The organism is Aquirufa salirivi, assembly GCF_045310485.1.
GTDB lineage: Bacteria > Bacteroidota > Bacteroidia > Cytophagales > Spirosomataceae > Aquirufa > Aquirufa salirivi.
In genome coordinates, this window is sequence record NZ_JBEWZH010000010.1 from 121,000 (window position 1) to 137,744 (window position 16,745).

The following is a 16,745-nucleotide window of genomic DNA, read 5'->3' on the forward strand; positions in this document are numbered from 1 at the left end:
TTGCGTTCAAACATCCTATTTTTTCTTTTATTTTCATTCTCTGGTTTTGCTATTCCAGACTCAACAAGAATGGCTGGAAAGGTATATTGGAACAAACAAAAATCAGATAATTCGTATACTTACGGGGTAACTATAATTGATTATACCAAGAGGCCTTATACCATGAGGCAGTTTAATCAAAACTATTTATCTACCTATCGAATTTTTTCTCGGACAATAAATACTAGTTTACCCAAAAAATGGGGATATCCTTTATTTGTATTTAATATATTATTGGCAGGTTATTATTTACTTCCCTATACCCATGAGGAAGGTCACCGTTCAGTATTGACGGCCTTAAATATTGGATCAGTTTCTTCTCCTGTATTTTCCAATGGAGTAGCCAAGGTGACCGGTGTTTCCGATGAAACGTTGATGCACCTCAGGGACAGTGATTTACCTAATTACATTCGTTTGCATACTGCTGGCCTTGAATCTGACTTCTCCTTATTGCAAATGGAAGAGGAGTTACTTATGTTTCAAAAAGAAAAATTGAAAAACATATATGGTGAATATTATATAAGGAAATTGGGGATAGTGACTTATATGGTATTTAGCGGATTAGGTTTAAACAAGCGAGTCCATCCATTGGAGAGTAATGAAAATGATCGAGATATCGTGGGCGATGATGTATTGGGGGCTGTTCGGCACATGCATCGACCTGATATGCCCTTTCAAAGATATACGAGCCACCAAGAACTAAATGACAATGAAAAAACTTATTTGAAAAAGGTAGCATATTTGTCCTTTTTGAATTTACTCAGTCCTTTATTCATAGGCAAAACTACCTTGGCTGTTAATCCTACATTAAATCTCGGGTTTGGGGCTGGCTATGTACTAGCTCCTTTCGGAGATATGTTGGAGGAGAATGTGTATATCCAAAAAAATCAAATTTGGAATGTCCGTGCCTTTTTGCGACAGTTTGGGAATAACCAAAGGTATTTTTGGGGAGGAGGCTTGTCATTGGTTGATTATCCTTGGAAAAATCGCTTAATGATTAATGCAACAGCCCAATGTTGGAATCAGCCTAAAGGTTTAGATTTTAATACGACGGAAGGCAAAATGGGAACATCCTTGGAATGTAAACTGGGTTTATTGATTCCAACAAAAAAGTCATCACCCTTACAATGGATTTCCCTCGACTTAACCTTACGAGCAAAGACACAGGGTTTTGTTCCACAGGACCCTTATATAGGAGATGCATTTAATATGGCTTTAGGAATGAGTATTTATACTAAATAAATAGATGATGAAAACAACTTGTTACGTAGCAATGCTTATCGGGCTTTTGGTAGTCCATGGAATGAGAGCAAGTGATTTCCCTACAGCTGATTCTAGCAAGAAAATAACGGTATATGCCTACCATAATTCGATATTAAAATACTTGTATTTCATACCTAAAAAAGGAAGATTTAAGTTCAATGGAGAATTGATCAAATTGCCGGTAATCTCGTATACCAAGCGAGAATATAGCCATATTTCTGAACTGCAAGTAGAAAGTCAAGCTATGTTTAAAAAACTTCATTCGACTTATACTTTGAAGGAAGGACAGGTGTATTATTTTAAATGCATTCCTATCTCAGGATGGATAAAAAATCACTATAAATTAAAGTTGGTGGATGAGGCAACGGGTAAGCGCGAAATTCAAAGCATTGATGAATTTAGAAAGGAAGACGAATAAACGGGGTTTAGGATATGTAAATCTCCTAAAAAATACCACCAAATTACTACCTAGGTGGGATTTTTTTAGGCCTTTGTCTTAACTAGTTTTGACTTGTCATTGCAATGGACAAAGGCGCATTCCGAAAAGCCTGAAAGAGAGTATAGGGTAAATTTTGAGGTATTTTAAGATGAATCGAAATTTTAAACATTTGATAGGGTTTATTATAGGATGGGTGATAAGTTATCTCATTTTTGAGAATTATGATGTTATTAAACAAACAATACTTCATCTAATTAGAAATTATAACTAACAATTAAGTCCCACTAAAATCAAGGAAGCTACATTTTGACATCTATAATCAGTAAAGTCTATATGAAAAAGAAGGAATATTTATGGATTTATTTTTTTTATTTCTCAGTCGAAATTTTGCCTGATCTGACGGATTTTTTAATTCAAAAGATAGAACTATTTCTCGCTTGGATTAATAGGGAAGGGCTATTAATGCAATTATTCTAAATCCACTAAGGCCTATGAATGCAGATATTAGGAGATTGAGCATCTTGAAGCTTTCGTTGGAATCAAGCGTATATTATGTTATCATCTGGCTTCTAGATTTAAGGCATAATTTTATTGTCAAGTAATGAAGAAGCTGAAAATTAGCAGTTGGTACTTTCATGGATCATTAAAAGCCTATGTTTTAGTGACTTACTCTCCCATGTTTTTTAGGTTTATTGTTGCTTACTTCCATGGGTGATTGATTTAATGAAATAAAGGAGGATTAAGATTTTGATTCTTTTTAATTGAAATATATAGAGAGTGGATGTTCTCAAAATATAATTTGTAAATAGAGCAATTTGTAGAAATTTTGATTTTGGAAGTATTGTTAGATTCTTTTTAAAATTGTGATGTTGTAAACATATTTTGAATAAAAATAAAGTGTATTTAATATAGTTTTTGAAAATATGCCATATGGATATTAATAGTATGAGTTGTCGCCGGCATGTTTATAGCATATAATTAATTGAATCATTTATTTGAAATCAGAGAAGCCCTAATACGGAAAATAGTTAATTAAACCGAATTCAGGATTTTCTTTACCTTTTAATGCTTTTTGTTTATTCAGGACGATACACACATAAATCAAAAAAAGCCCCCTCAGTTTCCTGAGAGGGCTTTTAATTCAATTTAGATCAGACTAGTTTTCAACCGAAACCTTGGCCGCAACTTCTGATTCGCTAGCTGCCACTTTAGCTTCTAATTGCTTTAACTCATCTACTGGAGTCACAATGAAGTCCTTGTATCTGCGAACTCCCGTTCCCGCAGGAATCAAGTGTCCAACAATCACGTTTTCCTTCAAGCCTTCCAATGTGTCTACTTTAGCACGAATCGATGCCTCAGACAATACCTTCGTTGTTTCCTGGAAGGATGCCGCCGAGATAAATGATTCAGTACCTAAAGATGCCTGCGTAATACCCTGCAAATTAGCAGAAGATACCGCCGCATGCGCATCACGTACTTTCATCACTTTCATATCTCTACGCTTCAATGAGGAGTTCTCATCACGTAAAGCACGAGCAGAAATAATCATACCTGGCTTGTACTTCTCTGAATCACCTGATTCTGTGATCACTTTCTTGTCCATGATCTGATCATTCTCCTCACGGAAAGCAAAACGATCTACGTTTTGACCCTGTAAGAATTGTGTATCACCTGGATCCAAGATTTCAACTTTTTGCATCATCTGACGAACGATACACTCAATATGCTTATCGTTGATTTTTACCCCTTGTAAGCGGTATACATCTTGGATTTCATTCACTAAGTATTCTTGTACCGCTGTTGGTCCTTTGATCGATAAGATATCCGATGGCGTAATAGCTCCATCAGATAATGGTGTTCCAGCACGTACGAAGTCATTGTTTTGTACCAAGATAAACTTAGTCAATGGCACCAAGTACTTACGCTCTGTTCCTTCTTTCGGAGTAACAATGATCTCACGGTTACCACGCTTGATGATACCATAAGAAATAACACCGTCAATCTCAGAAACTACCGCAGGGTTAGATGGATTACGTGCTTCAAATAACTCTGTTACACGCGGAAGACCTCCCGTAATGTCACGAGTTTTACCCGCAGCACGTGGGATCTTCGCAATGATCTGTCCAGCTTTGATTTTGTCTCCTTCATCAATCGCCAAACGAGCACCTACTGGTACGTTATATACCAAATCCTCTTTTCCTTTAGCCACAACCAATACCGATGGGTTCTTTGTCTTATCCTTAGATTCGATAATCACCTTCTCACGTAAACCTGTTTGCTCATCTGCCTCCTCTTTGTATGTATTGTTTTCCTCAATCGAATCAAACGCTACTTTACCTTCAGCTTCAGATAAAATGACCGCATTGTATGGATCCCATGCACAAATCTCATCGCCTTTCTTGATGGTTTGACCATCTTTCACACGAATCACAGAACCGTATGGAATGTTGCTAGAAATCAACAACTGCTTGTTAGCAGGGTTGATGATCTGAACCTCACCCGAACGACCCATGACGATTTCTACTGGATTTCCTTCTGAATCCGTCGAACTTACTGTACGAACTTCCTCAAAATTAATTACTCCATCAAACTTCGCTTTTACACTCGCATCTAATGATACGTTTTGTGCCGTACCACCGACGTGGAATGTACGTAATGTCAACTGTGTACCAGGCTCACCGATCGACTGAGATGCAATCACACCAACAGCTTCTCCTTGACCCACCATGTGGCCTGTAGATAAGTTACGTCCGTAACATTTCGCACAAACACCATTTCTAGTTTCACAGGTTAATACCGAACGAATCTCAACCGATTCAATCGCCGTTTCATCAATTTTGTTTGCCGCAATCTCTATGATTTCATCACCAGAAGCTACAATCAACTCATTGCTAATCGGATCATACACATCATGTACTGACACACGACCCAAAATACGCTCAGATAATGGCTCAATGATCTCCTCATTATCTTTCAATGGGAATACCTGAATACCACGTAACGTACCACAATCTTCTTCATTCACAATCACATCTTGAGCTACGTCATGTAAACGACGAGTCAAATAACCCGCATCGGCTGTTTTCAAAGCAGTATCTGCCAAACCTTTACGAGCACCGTGTGTAGAAATAAAGTATTCTAATACGTCTAGACCTTCTTTAAAGTTAGAAAGGATTGGGTTTTCGATGATTTCACCTACCGAACCTTGTAAGTTCTTCTGTGGCTTAGCCATCAAACCACGCATTCCACCCAACTGACGGATTTGCTCACGAGAACCACGGGCTCCAGAGTGCATCATCATGTAAATGGCATTGAATCCTTGGTTATCCTCTTCCATCTGCTTCATCAATGTCTCGGTAATTTTCGAGTTCACTTTTGTCCAGATATCAATAACAGCATTGTAACGCTCGTTATCTGTGATTAAACCCATTAAGTAGTTATCCCAAACTGCTTGTACATCTTCCTGAGCTTTCTTCACTAAATGTGCTTTTTCCTCTGGAATCTGAACATCACCAATACCCATCGACAATCCGCCGTGGAAGGCTTGTTGGAATCCTAAATCTTTGATATCATCCAAGAATTGAGCGGTACGTGCCATTCCACAAATCTTGTGAACTTGAGAAATGATCTGCTGCAATTTCTTTTTAGTCAATAATTCATTGATGTAACCTACTTGCTCTGGTACGCAAAGATTGAACAATACGCGACCTGCAACAGTCTCCACCATTTCGCTTACTAAAGAACCATCTTCCTTACGTACATTCGCTTTTACCACGATGTTCGCATGTTTCGATAATTTCTTTTCGTTTAAAGCGATCACCACTTCTTCAAAACCATAGAAGCGACGGCCTTCACCATCTACTTTATGTGTTTCTGTCGACCTTCTTCCCTTGGTTACATAATATAATCCAAGAACCATGTCTTGTGAAGGTACCGTAATCGGCGCTCCGTTAGCAGGGTTAAGGATGTTATGTGAGGCCAACATCAATAAAGAGGCTTCCAAAATCGCTTCATGTCCTAGTGGAACGTGAACCGCCATCTGGTCACCGTCAAAGTCGGCGTTAAATGCCGTACAAGTCAATGGGTGCAATTGAATCGCTTTTCCTTCAATTAATTTAGGCTGGAATGCTTGGATACCCAAACGGTGCAAGGTAGGAGCACGGTTTAATAATACCGGGTGACCCTTCATGACATTTTCCAAAATATCCCAAACTACAGGATCCTTACGGTCCACAATTTTCTTCGCAGATTTAACCGTTTTAACGATACCACGCTCGATCAACTTACGGATAACAAAGGGCTTGAAAAGCTCAGCTGCCATGTCTTTTGGAAGACCACACTCATGCATTTTCAATTCTGGTCCAACCACAATTACTGAACGACCAGAGTAGTCAACACGCTTTCCTAATAAGTTTTGACGGAAACGACCTTGCTTTCCTTTCAACATATCAGAAAGAGATTTCAAGGCACGGTTACCTTCAGAACGAACCGCGTTTACCTTACGAGAGTTGTCGAACAAGGAGTCAACAGCCTCTTGCAACATACGCTTCTCATTACGTAAAATTACCTCTGGAGCTTTGATTTCAATCAAACGCTTCAAACGGTTGTTACGGATGATCACACGACGGTATAAATCGTTCAAGTCAGAAGTCGCAAAACGACCTCCATCTAATGGTACTAATGGACGCAACTCTGGTGGAATAACCGGAACCATCTTAATAATCATCCATTCCGGACGGTTATCAATACGACCAATCGACTCACGGAATGCTTCTACTACCTTCAAACGCTTTAAAGCTTCCGCTTTACGTTGTTGTGAAGATTCTGTATCTGCCGAGTGACGCAAGTCAGCCGATAATTCGTGTAAATTGATACGAGATAACAACATGTTTAATGCATCAGCACCCATCTTAGCGATGAATTTCTGTGGATCTTCATCCGGCAAATGTTGGTTCTCACGTGGCAACTTATCCAAGATATCCAAGTACTCATCTTCAGTTAAGAAATCTAGGTATTGAGAACCTATCTTTCCTTCTTCAGCATACATACCAGCTTGAACAACCACATATCTTTCATAATAGATCACTTGATCTAATTTTTTAGTTGATAATCCGAGCATGTAACCAATTTTGTTGGGTAAGCTACGGAAGTACCAAATATGCGCTACTGGAACCACCAATTCGATGTGTCCCATACGCTCACGACGTACCTTTTTCTCGGTTACTTCAACACCACAGCGGTCGCAAATGATGCCTTTGTAACGAATACGCTTATATTTTCCACAGTGACATTCCCAATCTTTGGTTGGTCCAAAGATTCTCTCACAGAACAATCCACCCATCTCAGGCTTGTATGTTCTATAGTTGATGGTTTCCGGTTGGGTTACTTCACCATTTGAACCTTCTAAGATCGACTCAGGAGAGGCCAAAGAAATGGTCACCTTTTGGAAGTCGCTATTCAGCTTTCTAGTCTTTTTAAATGACATTTTCGTTTAATTTTTTTGGAAAATGATGTTAGTTAAGGGCCGTTGCCAGCCCTAATGTATGTTTACTCTAGGGTGATTTCTAAGGCTAAACCACGTAATTCGTGAATCAATACGTTGAATGATTCTGGAATATTTGGTTTTGGCATGTTCTCACCTTTTACGATGGCTTCGTATGCTTTAGCACGGCCGATAACGTCATCGGATTTAACAGTCAAAATCTCTTGCAAGATATTCGCTGCTCCGAAGGCCTCAAGCGCCCATACTTCCATCTCTCCGAAACGCTGACCTCCAAATTGAGCTTTACCTCCCAATGGTTGTTGCGTAATCAATGAGTATGGTCCAATCGAACGAGCGTGCATCTTATCATCCACTAAGTGGCCCAATTTCAGCATGTAAATAATACCTACTGTTACTGGTTGATCAAATTTATCACCCGTCAAACCATTGTATAAATACGTACGGCCCCAATCTGGTAAACCAGCTAGCGTTAACTCAGCAGCAACTTCTGCCTCCGTTCCACCGTCAAAGATTGGTGTCGCATAACGCTTACCTAATTTTTGTCCAGCCCAACCTAATACAGTTTCGTAAATCTGACCTAAGTTCATACGAGAAGGCACCCCTAGTGGATTCAATACGATATCTACCGGTGTTCCATCTTCCAAGAACGGCATGTCTTCCTCACGTACAATACGGGCTACAACACCCTTATTACCGTGACGACCCGCCATTTTATCTCCTACTTTCAACTTACGTTTCTTAGCTACATATACCTTCGCCAATTTCACGATACCGGCTGGTAATTCATCACCCACCTCTAACACGAAACGCTCACGCTTGAATCGACCAGCGATTTCATTACGACGAATGTTGTAGTTTTTGATTAACTGTAAGAAACGAGCATTTAATTCAGCATCAGCCGTAGCTTCTTCTACGATCAAATCAGAAAGTAAATTGGCTTCCTCTGGCACAGCATAAGTACTCTCATCACGGTACAAGTTTTTGTCTGGGAATAATAATTCTTCAATGTTTTTCGCACTGAATTTTACACCCTTCTCCACAATCACCGTTCCGAATTTATGCTTGATTCCGTTAGATGTCTTACCGTTCAACAAGGCTACTGTCTTGTCGATCATGATACGACGAATATCTAACAAATCTCTACCATATTGCTTCATCACTTTTTTCAACTCAGCTTTCGACTTTTCACGTTCTTCTTTATCCTTTTTAGGACGAGCGAACAATTTCGTGTCGATTACCACACCTTTAAGTGATGGAGGTGCTTTCTTCGAAGCATCTTTCACGTCACCTGCTTTGTCACCAAAGATGGCACGCAATAATTTTTCTTCTGGAGTTGGATCCGATTCTCCTTTAGGAGTAATCTTACCAATTAAAATATCTCCTTCTTTTACATCAGAACCTACACGTACAACTCCGTTTTCATCCAAGTTACGAACGGTCTCTTCCGATACGTTCGGGATTTCAGAAGTTAATTCCTCTTCTCCACGTTTAGTATCACGAACTTCCAATTCAAACTCTTCAATGTGAATCGATGTAAAGATATCATCGCGAACTACTTTCTCTGAGATGACAATCGCATCCTCAAAGTTATAACCTTGCCATGGCATGAATGCCACTTTCATGTTACGTCCTAAAGCTAATTCACCACCTTGAGTAGCATATCCTTCGCAAAGTGCTTGTCCTTTTGAAACACGCTCACCTTTGAAAACAATCGGCTTCAAGTTGATGGTGGTATCTTGGTTCGTTCTACGGAACTTGATTAATTTATATGATTTGGAAGGGCCATCAAAGCTGATAACTTTTTCATCTTCCGTTTGATCATATTTGACCACAATCTTCAATGCATCCACATACTCAATAACTCCATCTCCTTCAGCTACTACTAAAGTTCTGGAGTCAATCGCCACACGGTGCTCTAAACCTGTACCTACAATCGGCGCTTCAGGTCTTAATAAAGGTACCGCTTGACGTTGCATGTTGGATCCCATCAAGGCACGGTTAGCATCATCATGCTCCAAGAATGGAATCATAGATGCCGCTACCGAAACAATCTGGTTAGGAGCTACGTCCATATACTGTGCTTCTGCTGGATTAACCAATGGGAAGTCACCTTCAAAACGAGCCTTAACACGATCAGATAAGAATTTACCCGACTTAATATCAATAGGAGCATTAGCTTGAACAATGTTCTTACCATCTTCTTCCTCTGCAGTCAAATATTGAACATGGCTACTTACATCTACCTTACCACCGTCAATAATGCGGTATGGAGTTTCAATAAAGCCCATGGAATTCACTTTGGCATGTACACAAAGTGAGGAAATCAAACCAATGTTTGGACCCTCTGGAGTTTCAATCGTACACAAACGACCGTAGTGCGTATAGTGAACGTCACGAACCTCAAAACCAGCTCTTTCACGAGAAAGACCACCTGGCCCAAGAGCAGACATACGTCTTTTGTGCGTAATCTCTGCCAATGGATTCGTTTGATCCATGAACTGAGATAGCTGATTCGTTCCAAAGAATGAATTAATAACCGAAGACAAAGTACGAGCGTTGATCAAATCAACTGGCTTGAAATCTTCATTATCACGTACGTTCATACGCTCCTTGATGGTACGAGCCATACGCGCAAGACCCACACCGAACTGAGCATATAATTGCTCACCTACAGTACGAACACGACGGTTTGATAAGTGGTCAATATCATCGACTACCGCACGTGAGTTAATCAAACCGATCAAATACTTCACGATGGAAATGATATCTTCCTTCGTCAACACCTTTACATCCATAGGGATGTCATGGCCTAACTTTTTATTGATACGGTAACGACCAACCTCTCCTAAATCATAACGTTTGTCAGAGAAGAATAAGTTTTGGATGATGTCACGAGCTGTTTGCTCATCTGGTGCATCCGTGTTACGTAATTGCTTATAAATAACCTCAACAGCCTCTTTCTCCGAGTTTGAAGTATCTTTTTGTAAGGTATTATAAATGATGTTGTAGTCAGAAACGTTCACATCATCTTTGTGAAGAATAACGGTAGAAGAACCTGATTCTAAAATCGTTTCTACTTCATTCTCCGTAATAACGGTATCACGCTCGATCAAGATTTCGTTACGGTCGATTGAAACTACCTCACCAGTATCCTCATCTACGAAGTCTTCCTGCCAAGTTTTCAAAACCCTCGCAGCCAAACGACGGCCTACGATGCCTTTGATGATTTTTTTATCAACTTTAATTTCTTCAGCTAAACCGAATAAATCTAAGATGTCTTTATCATTTCCGTAACCAATGGCACGAAGCAATACAGTTACAGGAAACTTCTTCTTACGGTCAATGTATGCGTACATCACATTGTTTACGTCCGTAGCAAATTCAATCCAAGAACCCTTGAATGGAATAATACGAGCCGAATACAATTTCGTTCCGTTGGTATGCTTCGATTGCGCGAAGAATACACCTGGTGAACGGTGTAATTGCGATACAATAACACGCTCAGCACCGTTGATCACAAAGGATCCACGTTCTGTCATGTAAGGAATATTTCCCAAGAAAACCTCTTGTTCGATGGTTTGGAAATCTTCGTTGTCTGTGTCATTACAGATCAATCGCAACTTGGCTTTTAAAGGCACTGAATACGTTAATCCACGATCAATACACTCATCTACCGAATATTTTGGCGGATCTACAGAGTAATCAACGAATGAAAGAACGAAATTTTCACGCGAATCCGCGATAGGAAAATTTTCAGCAAATACTTTAAATAAACCCTCGTCCGTGCGATTTTCAGCTGCTGTTTCTAGCTGGAAGAAATCTTGGAAGGATTGGATTTGGATATCCAGAAAATCTGGATAATTGATCACACTCTGCGTTTTCGCAAAGCTGTGTCTTCCGGTGGCAGTGATGTTACTCAAGGCTTTATACGTTTTAATTAATGTGAATAATGGCCCTAGGGGCACAAATTCTCCTCCATTTGGAAGAGATTAATCAAGCTGAACGCCTCGTAGATGAAAAGATGTGGTGTCCCTTGACCATTTCCCTACGAAAAGAAAAGTTGTTTCGGAACCACTTCTCGGATTTGCCCAGAGGGCTTTAATCCTAAAATAGCCTGCAAAATTACTGATAATTTTCTAATAAACAATAGCTTAGCTAGAAGGCGCCACAAAAAAATACTATTCTTGCCATTATGATGTTCTAAATATGTGGAAAAACAAAGTGCATTATTACCTCCGTTTTATCTTAGGCATGACACGATCCGAAATGCTGGGCTTGTTGAGTCTGTTTATCTTTTTATTATTGGCCGACATCTTTTCCCGTTGGATGGAATACCAAAGTCGACAACAAGTAATGGATTCTTTTCAACCTACTTATTGGACCAAGACGTTGATTGAGATGGAAAAATCGAATCAGCCAATATATGCTTATTCTAAAAGCAAATTTTCCTCTACTCATCATGGAGACTATCTATCTCATAAATCCAATTTCCCTACTCGAGAATTGAAACGAGAAAAAAAGCAAGCTTGGCAAATCAATATCAATCAAGCCGATTCTTTGGCATGGATAGCTTTGCCAGGTATTGGTTCAGCCTTTGCCAAAAGAATTTTAGCCTATCGAGAAAAATTGGGAGGTTTTCATCGAGCTGCTCAATTGAAAGAAGTTTATGGTTTGGATACCCTTTGGGTTAATGAACATATCGCTCAGTTTCATGTCGGTAAAGGAGTATTTCGCTACTTATACATTAATAAGGCAGACTGGAAAGAATTTAGGCATCCTTATTTGCCTTATCGACAAGCCAATTTGGTGTTGAATTATCGTAAGCAACATGGGTCATTTCAACATTGGGAGGATTTGAAAAAAGTACAACAGCTTGATGAGGCGGTTTGGCAAAAGCTAAGTCCTTATCTTTCATTTGAACCTTGAGAAATATGCCGTACTTTTGTTTAAAATTAACACTTCATTATATACAAGGATATGTCAACTGGATTTTTCAAGGTACCACAGCCTACCAATGAACCCATCTACTCCTATGCTGTAGGTAGTTCTGAACGCCAATTATTACAAGATACACTTCACACATTGCGAAATAAGCAAGTGGAGATTCCCATGCGCATTCATGGAAAATCCGTTCAAGGGTCAAAGAAGGTAGCCATGAATGTTCCTCACGATCACCAACATATCCTGGGGTATTATTATGAAGGTGGAAAAAAAGAAATAGCGGAGGCGATCGAATCTGCTTTGTCGGCCAAGGCAGCATGGGCAGCATTAACTTGGCAAGAACGCGTATCCATCTTTTTAAAGGCCGCTGATTTATCGGCCAATAAATACCGCATGGAACTAAATGCCAGAACCATGTTAGGTCAATCCAAGAATGCTTATCAAGCAGAAATAGATTCTGCTTGTGAATGGGTGGATTTCTTGCGCTTTAATGCCCATTATGCGGCACAAATATATGCGGATCAACCGATTTCATCCCCTGGAGTTTGGAATCGATTGGAATATAGACCACTGGAAGGATTTGTATATGCCTTAACCCCCTTTAATTTTACGGCCATTGCGGGTAATTTACCAGCAGCACCTGCTATGATGGGGAATACCGTAGTTTGGAAACCAGCCCCTCAGCAGATTTATTCCGCTGCCATATTGATGCAAATTTTGGAAGAAGCAGGCTTACCCGCTGGTGTGATTAATTTGGTCTTTGCCGACGGCCCTGAAGCAGGGGAGGTGGTATTTAAGCATCGTGAATTTGCTGGGATTCACTTCACGGGGTCTACTAAAGTATTTCAAACCATTTGGCAGAATATTGGGAATAATATTGCTAACTATAAATCATATCCTCGTATTGTAGGAGAAACCGGGGGGAAGGACTTTGTGATAGCTCATGCTTCGGCAGAAGTGAAAGCATTGGTAACAGGATTGATCCGAGGGGCCTTTGAATACCAAGGTCAAAAATGTTCGGCCGCTTCTAGAGCCTATGTGCCAGCCAGTTTATGGCCTGCCGTAAAAAGTCAATTGCAATCAGATTTGGCTAAGATAAAAGTAGGAGTGACTGAGGATTTTGGCAATTTTGTGAATGCGGTCATTGATCAAAAAGCATTTGATAAGATTACTTCCTATGTACAGGAGGCTAAAAATTCAAAAGAAGTAGAAGTGATTGCTGGAGGAGGCTTTGATGCGAGTAAGGGATATTTTGTGGAACCTACGGTTTTATTGACGACGAATCCGCATTACCGCACCATGGAAGAGGAGATTTTTGGGCCGGTATTGACTATTTATGTTTATCCAGATCACGATTGGAGGGCAACTTTAAACTTGGTAGACCAAACTTCGGCTTATGCCTTAACGGGTGCTATTTTCTCACAAGACACGTATGCATTGTCGGAAGCGGCTAAAGCCTTAGAAAATGCCGCAGGTAATTTGTATTTAAATGATAAATGCACGGGAGCGGTAGTGGGTCAACAGCCTTTTGGTGGTGCGCGTGCTTCTGGAACAAATGATAAAGCCGGATCCTATTTGAATTTGCTTCGTTGGGTTTCACCACGTACAGTCAAGGAAGTATTCTCTTCTCCGACGGATTTTAAGTATCCGTTTTTGGGGTGATTAAAAGTTAATGATTCAGTTATTAATGTGTTTCCTTGCAATACTCCCCACATTTGCACTAGTGGGATAGTAAATGATTGTTTGAAAACACACCCTGAGTAAGACCTTTAATCGGTGTACTTTTTGCTAAAGACTAACTTTTAACATTTTTCTTTTAGTAAAATACACAAAAAGTGCAGAAATGATTGAATAAATAAAAATATCCATAAACGCGCTTTTTAAGATACCATTTACTTCATATTTAGCTTTTATTCTATCATAAATTTTTTTATACTCCTTGCTTTTATCTGTGTCGATTTTAATATTATTTTCTCTTTCAATCGACTCCATTCTAGCTACCACTCCTGATGCAATTTTGTCAGCGATAATGCTAGAACGTTTAGGATCTATATATTGATAAATAAATATTTTTACGAACAAATGACTTAAAGCACACAGTGTAACAGCCAATAAACATGAAAAATATAGGGATTTAACATGGGATATCTTTTGTTTAAAGAAATAATAAAACAAACAGAATGGAATCGAAATTTCAATAATTAGAAAGAGTAAATTCGCTAATGTATTATTTGAATCTTCATTTTCACTAAAGTATGAAATGATGTAAACTAACAAATAGTACAATATCATTAGAGATGCAATTTTAAAATATTCGATTTTCATTAAAATTGATATTTATTCTTTTCCACAACTATTTTCGGGATACACCAAGCTTGGCCAACTTGATGTAAAGTTCTTGGATGCTGATTTAAATATTGTGGTACTTTAACTACCATTTTTTTACCATTTGATATAATTATATTTATTTAAAATGGTAATATTTCAAGTCCAATTCGCAGGCGGAAAGTTTTTAATGAATTTTCTAAAACTACTTTTTCCCGAGGTACCAGCTTTCCAGGCAATGTTCTGTCGATGGCGCCTAACGGTATTTTCAGATATAAATAACTGATCCGCTATCTCTTTGGAGCTAAGTCCTTTTTTAATTAGTTCAATAATTTGGATTTCCTTGTTGGTGAAATCATGGGGATGAGTAGTGGCGAGCATCATTGGAGTAGATTGGGTATAATTAGAACATTCTTTTTTCTTTGACGTTTAATCCTCTTGTTTTTTGTAATGGTAAAAATCATGAAAATGGTTATCATTTGCCTATTTCAGGGAACTGTCCAAAACAAGAAATGTAAGAGTAATTGCTCTGTTAGCTGAACTTCATTTTTTTTGAAAATGATGATGGTGACAAGCATAGAAGTGATCATCTTAAAGATTAGGAAAGAGCCAATAAAGTTGAAGATGGGAGGGATGAACTCCAATATCATTGATTTATAGGAATGATAATTAATTGGTCGTCGTTATTTTAAACATCATGCTTACTTTTTTGGAATATTTCTTTTGATAGGGTTGATATATGGGAAATTCCACCCATTCACTCTTATGCATCAGAAAAGATTGTTTATTGGTGGTATAGACGCCTAATCCAATAGAATTTTCTTGATGCATCCAATCCGTTTCCCGTTTTTTGTATCGAAAGGCAAGGATGATGCCATTTTCTGGTACTTCTATTGATACTGGTATTTCAAATTCGTTCCACGCTTTTTTATATAGTCTGAATGCTAAAGGAGCACTCGTTAATTTCTTATCAGGAAGTCCATTGTTTCCAAGACTGTAGAATTCAATTTCAAAGTCATCGTAATTTTGTTTTTTGTTAGTGACATGCATGGAAAAGCTTTTCATCCTTTTATTCCATAATATGGGATCGTCAATGAGGACACCTATCCAATTGATCATTGGACCTTGAATCCTGCTTATTTTTTTGGGTGTTTCAGAAGATAAAGTCTTAGCTTGTTTTGTGGTATCACAGAGAATAATTGAGTCCTTTAAGGGAATGGCATTTGTATAGGTATATTTTTGGGCAAGTTTGTAGCACTCTCCTTTCGAATGAATGGACGAAAATGTAAAATAGAAGAGTGCGAATAGTAAATATTTCAAATGACACCTGCTTATGAGAAGGGTTTATTGGGTTAATAATCCTTTCTCTACATTTATAAAAAATCAATTACCTGATTCGTGAAAAGGGTTATCACGATTTTTTGCTTGATAGATAAATCCAATTTTTCAATTGATCGTAAAGTTCATTTTAAATGATTGAATTTGAAATACGACAAGAAGTCCTATTTATTCCCTACATTTTTGTATTTTTTTAAGTATTAATATGAAAGTATTAATTTTGATCGGCATATGTGAATTGTAGAATGAATTTTCGGAATTCCATTTTTCCTTTCCATCCGATTTTTTGTAAAATGTTTTCTCGGTGTTTTTTAATGGTGAAAAAAGAAAGATTTAAATGAGCGGCAATTTCATGGGAGGACAATCCTTTTTTAATTAAGAGGATGATTTCAATTTCTCTCAATGTAAAATTTGTGGGATCAAGTTTAGGGTTCATTTATAAGTATTTATGAGATTAGATCAATAGGTAATCAGTGTATAGGTGAATTAATCATTACTTGGTAATGATTCTTTATCGCTTATATGGTTTGTAACAAATAGCACTAATTTTTATTATTAGGAAGCGGATAGAGTTTATGTATGGTTTACACACACAATGCAATCTGTTGAGTCGATCCCAGTGTAGCCTTGTGATTTTTTCCCAGCTCAGGTAGCATGAATTCTCTGGGTATTGATAGAACGACATATTATTAGGTTTTAAAGTAGAGAACGATTGGCACTTCAATAATAATTTTTTTTAAGAAGTTGTTGCAAGATATATTTTTTCAAATTTTTTCTCTTTGATATTCAGTGAATTACCAGGAAGTTGATAATAAATATGAATTTTTTTTGAGCAATGATTTGGAATAAGGAAAATAAACCTACATCTTTGCACTCCGATTTAGCGACTACAACGGC

General features: G+C 38.3%; 10 protein-coding genes. 4 read left to right on the plus strand and 6 right to left on the minus strand.

Translation table 11 applies throughout. The features are described from left to right. Together U0R11_RS13015 and U0R11_RS13020 are read left to right on the plus strand one after the other, a co-directional pair. Positions 1–1,281, plus strand: a complete 1,281-nt coding sequence (locus U0R11_RS13015; protein ID WP_406752179.1) for a hypothetical protein — start codon at positions 1–3, stop codon at positions 1,279–1,281. Between the two features lie 7 nt (positions 1,282–1,288). Further along, positions 1,289–1,720, plus strand: a complete 432-nt coding sequence (locus U0R11_RS13020) for a hypothetical protein (RefSeq protein WP_406752180.1) — start codon at positions 1,289–1,291, stop codon at positions 1,718–1,720. Positions 1,721–2,897: 1,177 nt separating this feature from the next. On the opposite strand, the gene rpoC is transcribed toward U0R11_RS13020, so the two are convergent. Further along, positions 2,898–7,226 (minus strand): DNA-directed RNA polymerase subunit beta', encoded by a 4,329-nt coding sequence (rpoC, locus tag U0R11_RS13025; RefSeq protein WP_406752181.1) that lies wholly within the window; start codon positions 7,224–7,226, stop codon positions 2,898–2,900. A gap of 62 nt (positions 7,227–7,288) precedes the next feature. Then, positions 7,289–11,164 carry a DNA-directed RNA polymerase subunit beta gene (gene rpoB, locus U0R11_RS13030; RefSeq protein WP_406752183.1) on the minus strand — a complete coding sequence of 1,292 codons (3,876 nt, stop codon included), beginning with the start codon at positions 11,162–11,164 and terminating at the stop codon, positions 7,289–7,291. A 301-nt stretch (positions 11,165–11,465) separates the two neighbouring features. Here rpoB and U0R11_RS13035 point away from each other — a divergent pair, with 301 nt between their 5' ends. Further along, the gene (locus U0R11_RS13035) at positions 11,466–12,170 is read left to right on the plus strand and encodes a ComEA family DNA-binding protein (RefSeq protein ID WP_406752185.1); all 705 of its coding nucleotides are present in this window, start codon (positions 11,466–11,468) and stop codon (positions 12,168–12,170) included. A gap of 51 nt (positions 12,171–12,221) precedes the next feature. Continuing rightward, entirely contained in the window at positions 12,222–13,847 is a 1,626-nt protein-coding gene (pruA, locus tag U0R11_RS13040; RefSeq protein WP_406752187.1) for an L-glutamate gamma-semialdehyde dehydrogenase, read from the plus strand. 126 nt (positions 13,848–13,973) lie between these two features. Here pruA and U0R11_RS13045 read toward each other — a convergent pair whose 3' ends face one another. The 4 genes from U0R11_RS13045 to U0R11_RS13060 all read right to left on the minus strand — a co-directional run bounded on the left by U0R11_RS13045 (position 13,974) and on the right by U0R11_RS13060 (position 16,284). Beyond that, positions 13,974–14,510 (minus strand): DUF4199 family protein, encoded by a 537-nt coding sequence (locus U0R11_RS13045; protein WP_406752188.1) that lies wholly within the window; start codon positions 14,508–14,510, stop codon positions 13,974–13,976. A gap of 159 nt (positions 14,511–14,669) precedes the next feature. Further along, complete coding sequence (locus U0R11_RS13050; RefSeq protein ID WP_406752190.1) at positions 14,670–14,894, minus strand: LuxR C-terminal-related transcriptional regulator; 225 nt, start codon at positions 14,892–14,894, stop codon at positions 14,670–14,672. A gap of 285 nt (positions 14,895–15,179) precedes the next feature. Next, entirely contained in the window at positions 15,180–15,575 is a 396-nt protein-coding gene (locus U0R11_RS13055; protein ID WP_406752192.1) for a hypothetical protein, read from the minus strand. A gap of 487 nt (positions 15,576–16,062) precedes the next feature. Beyond that, a complete protein-coding gene (locus tag U0R11_RS13060; RefSeq protein WP_406752194.1) occupies positions 16,063–16,284 on the minus strand; it encodes a response regulator transcription factor in 222 nt (73 codons plus the stop codon). Between the last annotated feature and the right edge of the window lie 461 nt (positions 16,285–16,745).

Coding starts and splice junctions, on each gene's coding strand:
- rpoC (WP_406752181.1), bottom strand. CDS start 7,226: ATGTCATTTAAAAAGACTAGAAAGCTGAATAGCGACTTCCAAAAGGTG.
- U0R11_RS13050 (WP_406752190.1), bottom strand. CDS start 14,894: ATGATGCTCGCCACTACTCATCCCCATGATTTCACCAACAAGGAAATC.
- U0R11_RS13020 (WP_406752180.1), top strand. CDS start 1,289: ATGAAAACAACTTGTTACGTAGCAATGCTTATCGGGCTTTTGGTAGTC.
- U0R11_RS13055 (WP_406752192.1), bottom strand. CDS start 15,575: ATGAAAAGCTTTTCCATGCATGTCACTAACAAAAAACAAAATTACGAT.
- U0R11_RS13060 (WP_406752194.1), bottom strand. CDS start 16,284: ATGAACCCTAAACTTGATCCCACAAATTTTACATTGAGAGAAATTGAA.
- U0R11_RS13045 (WP_406752188.1), bottom strand. CDS start 14,510: ATGAAAATCGAATATTTTAAAATTGCATCTCTAATGATATTGTACTAT.
- pruA (WP_406752187.1), top strand. CDS start 12,222: ATGTCAACTGGATTTTTCAAGGTACCACAGCCTACCAATGAACCCATC.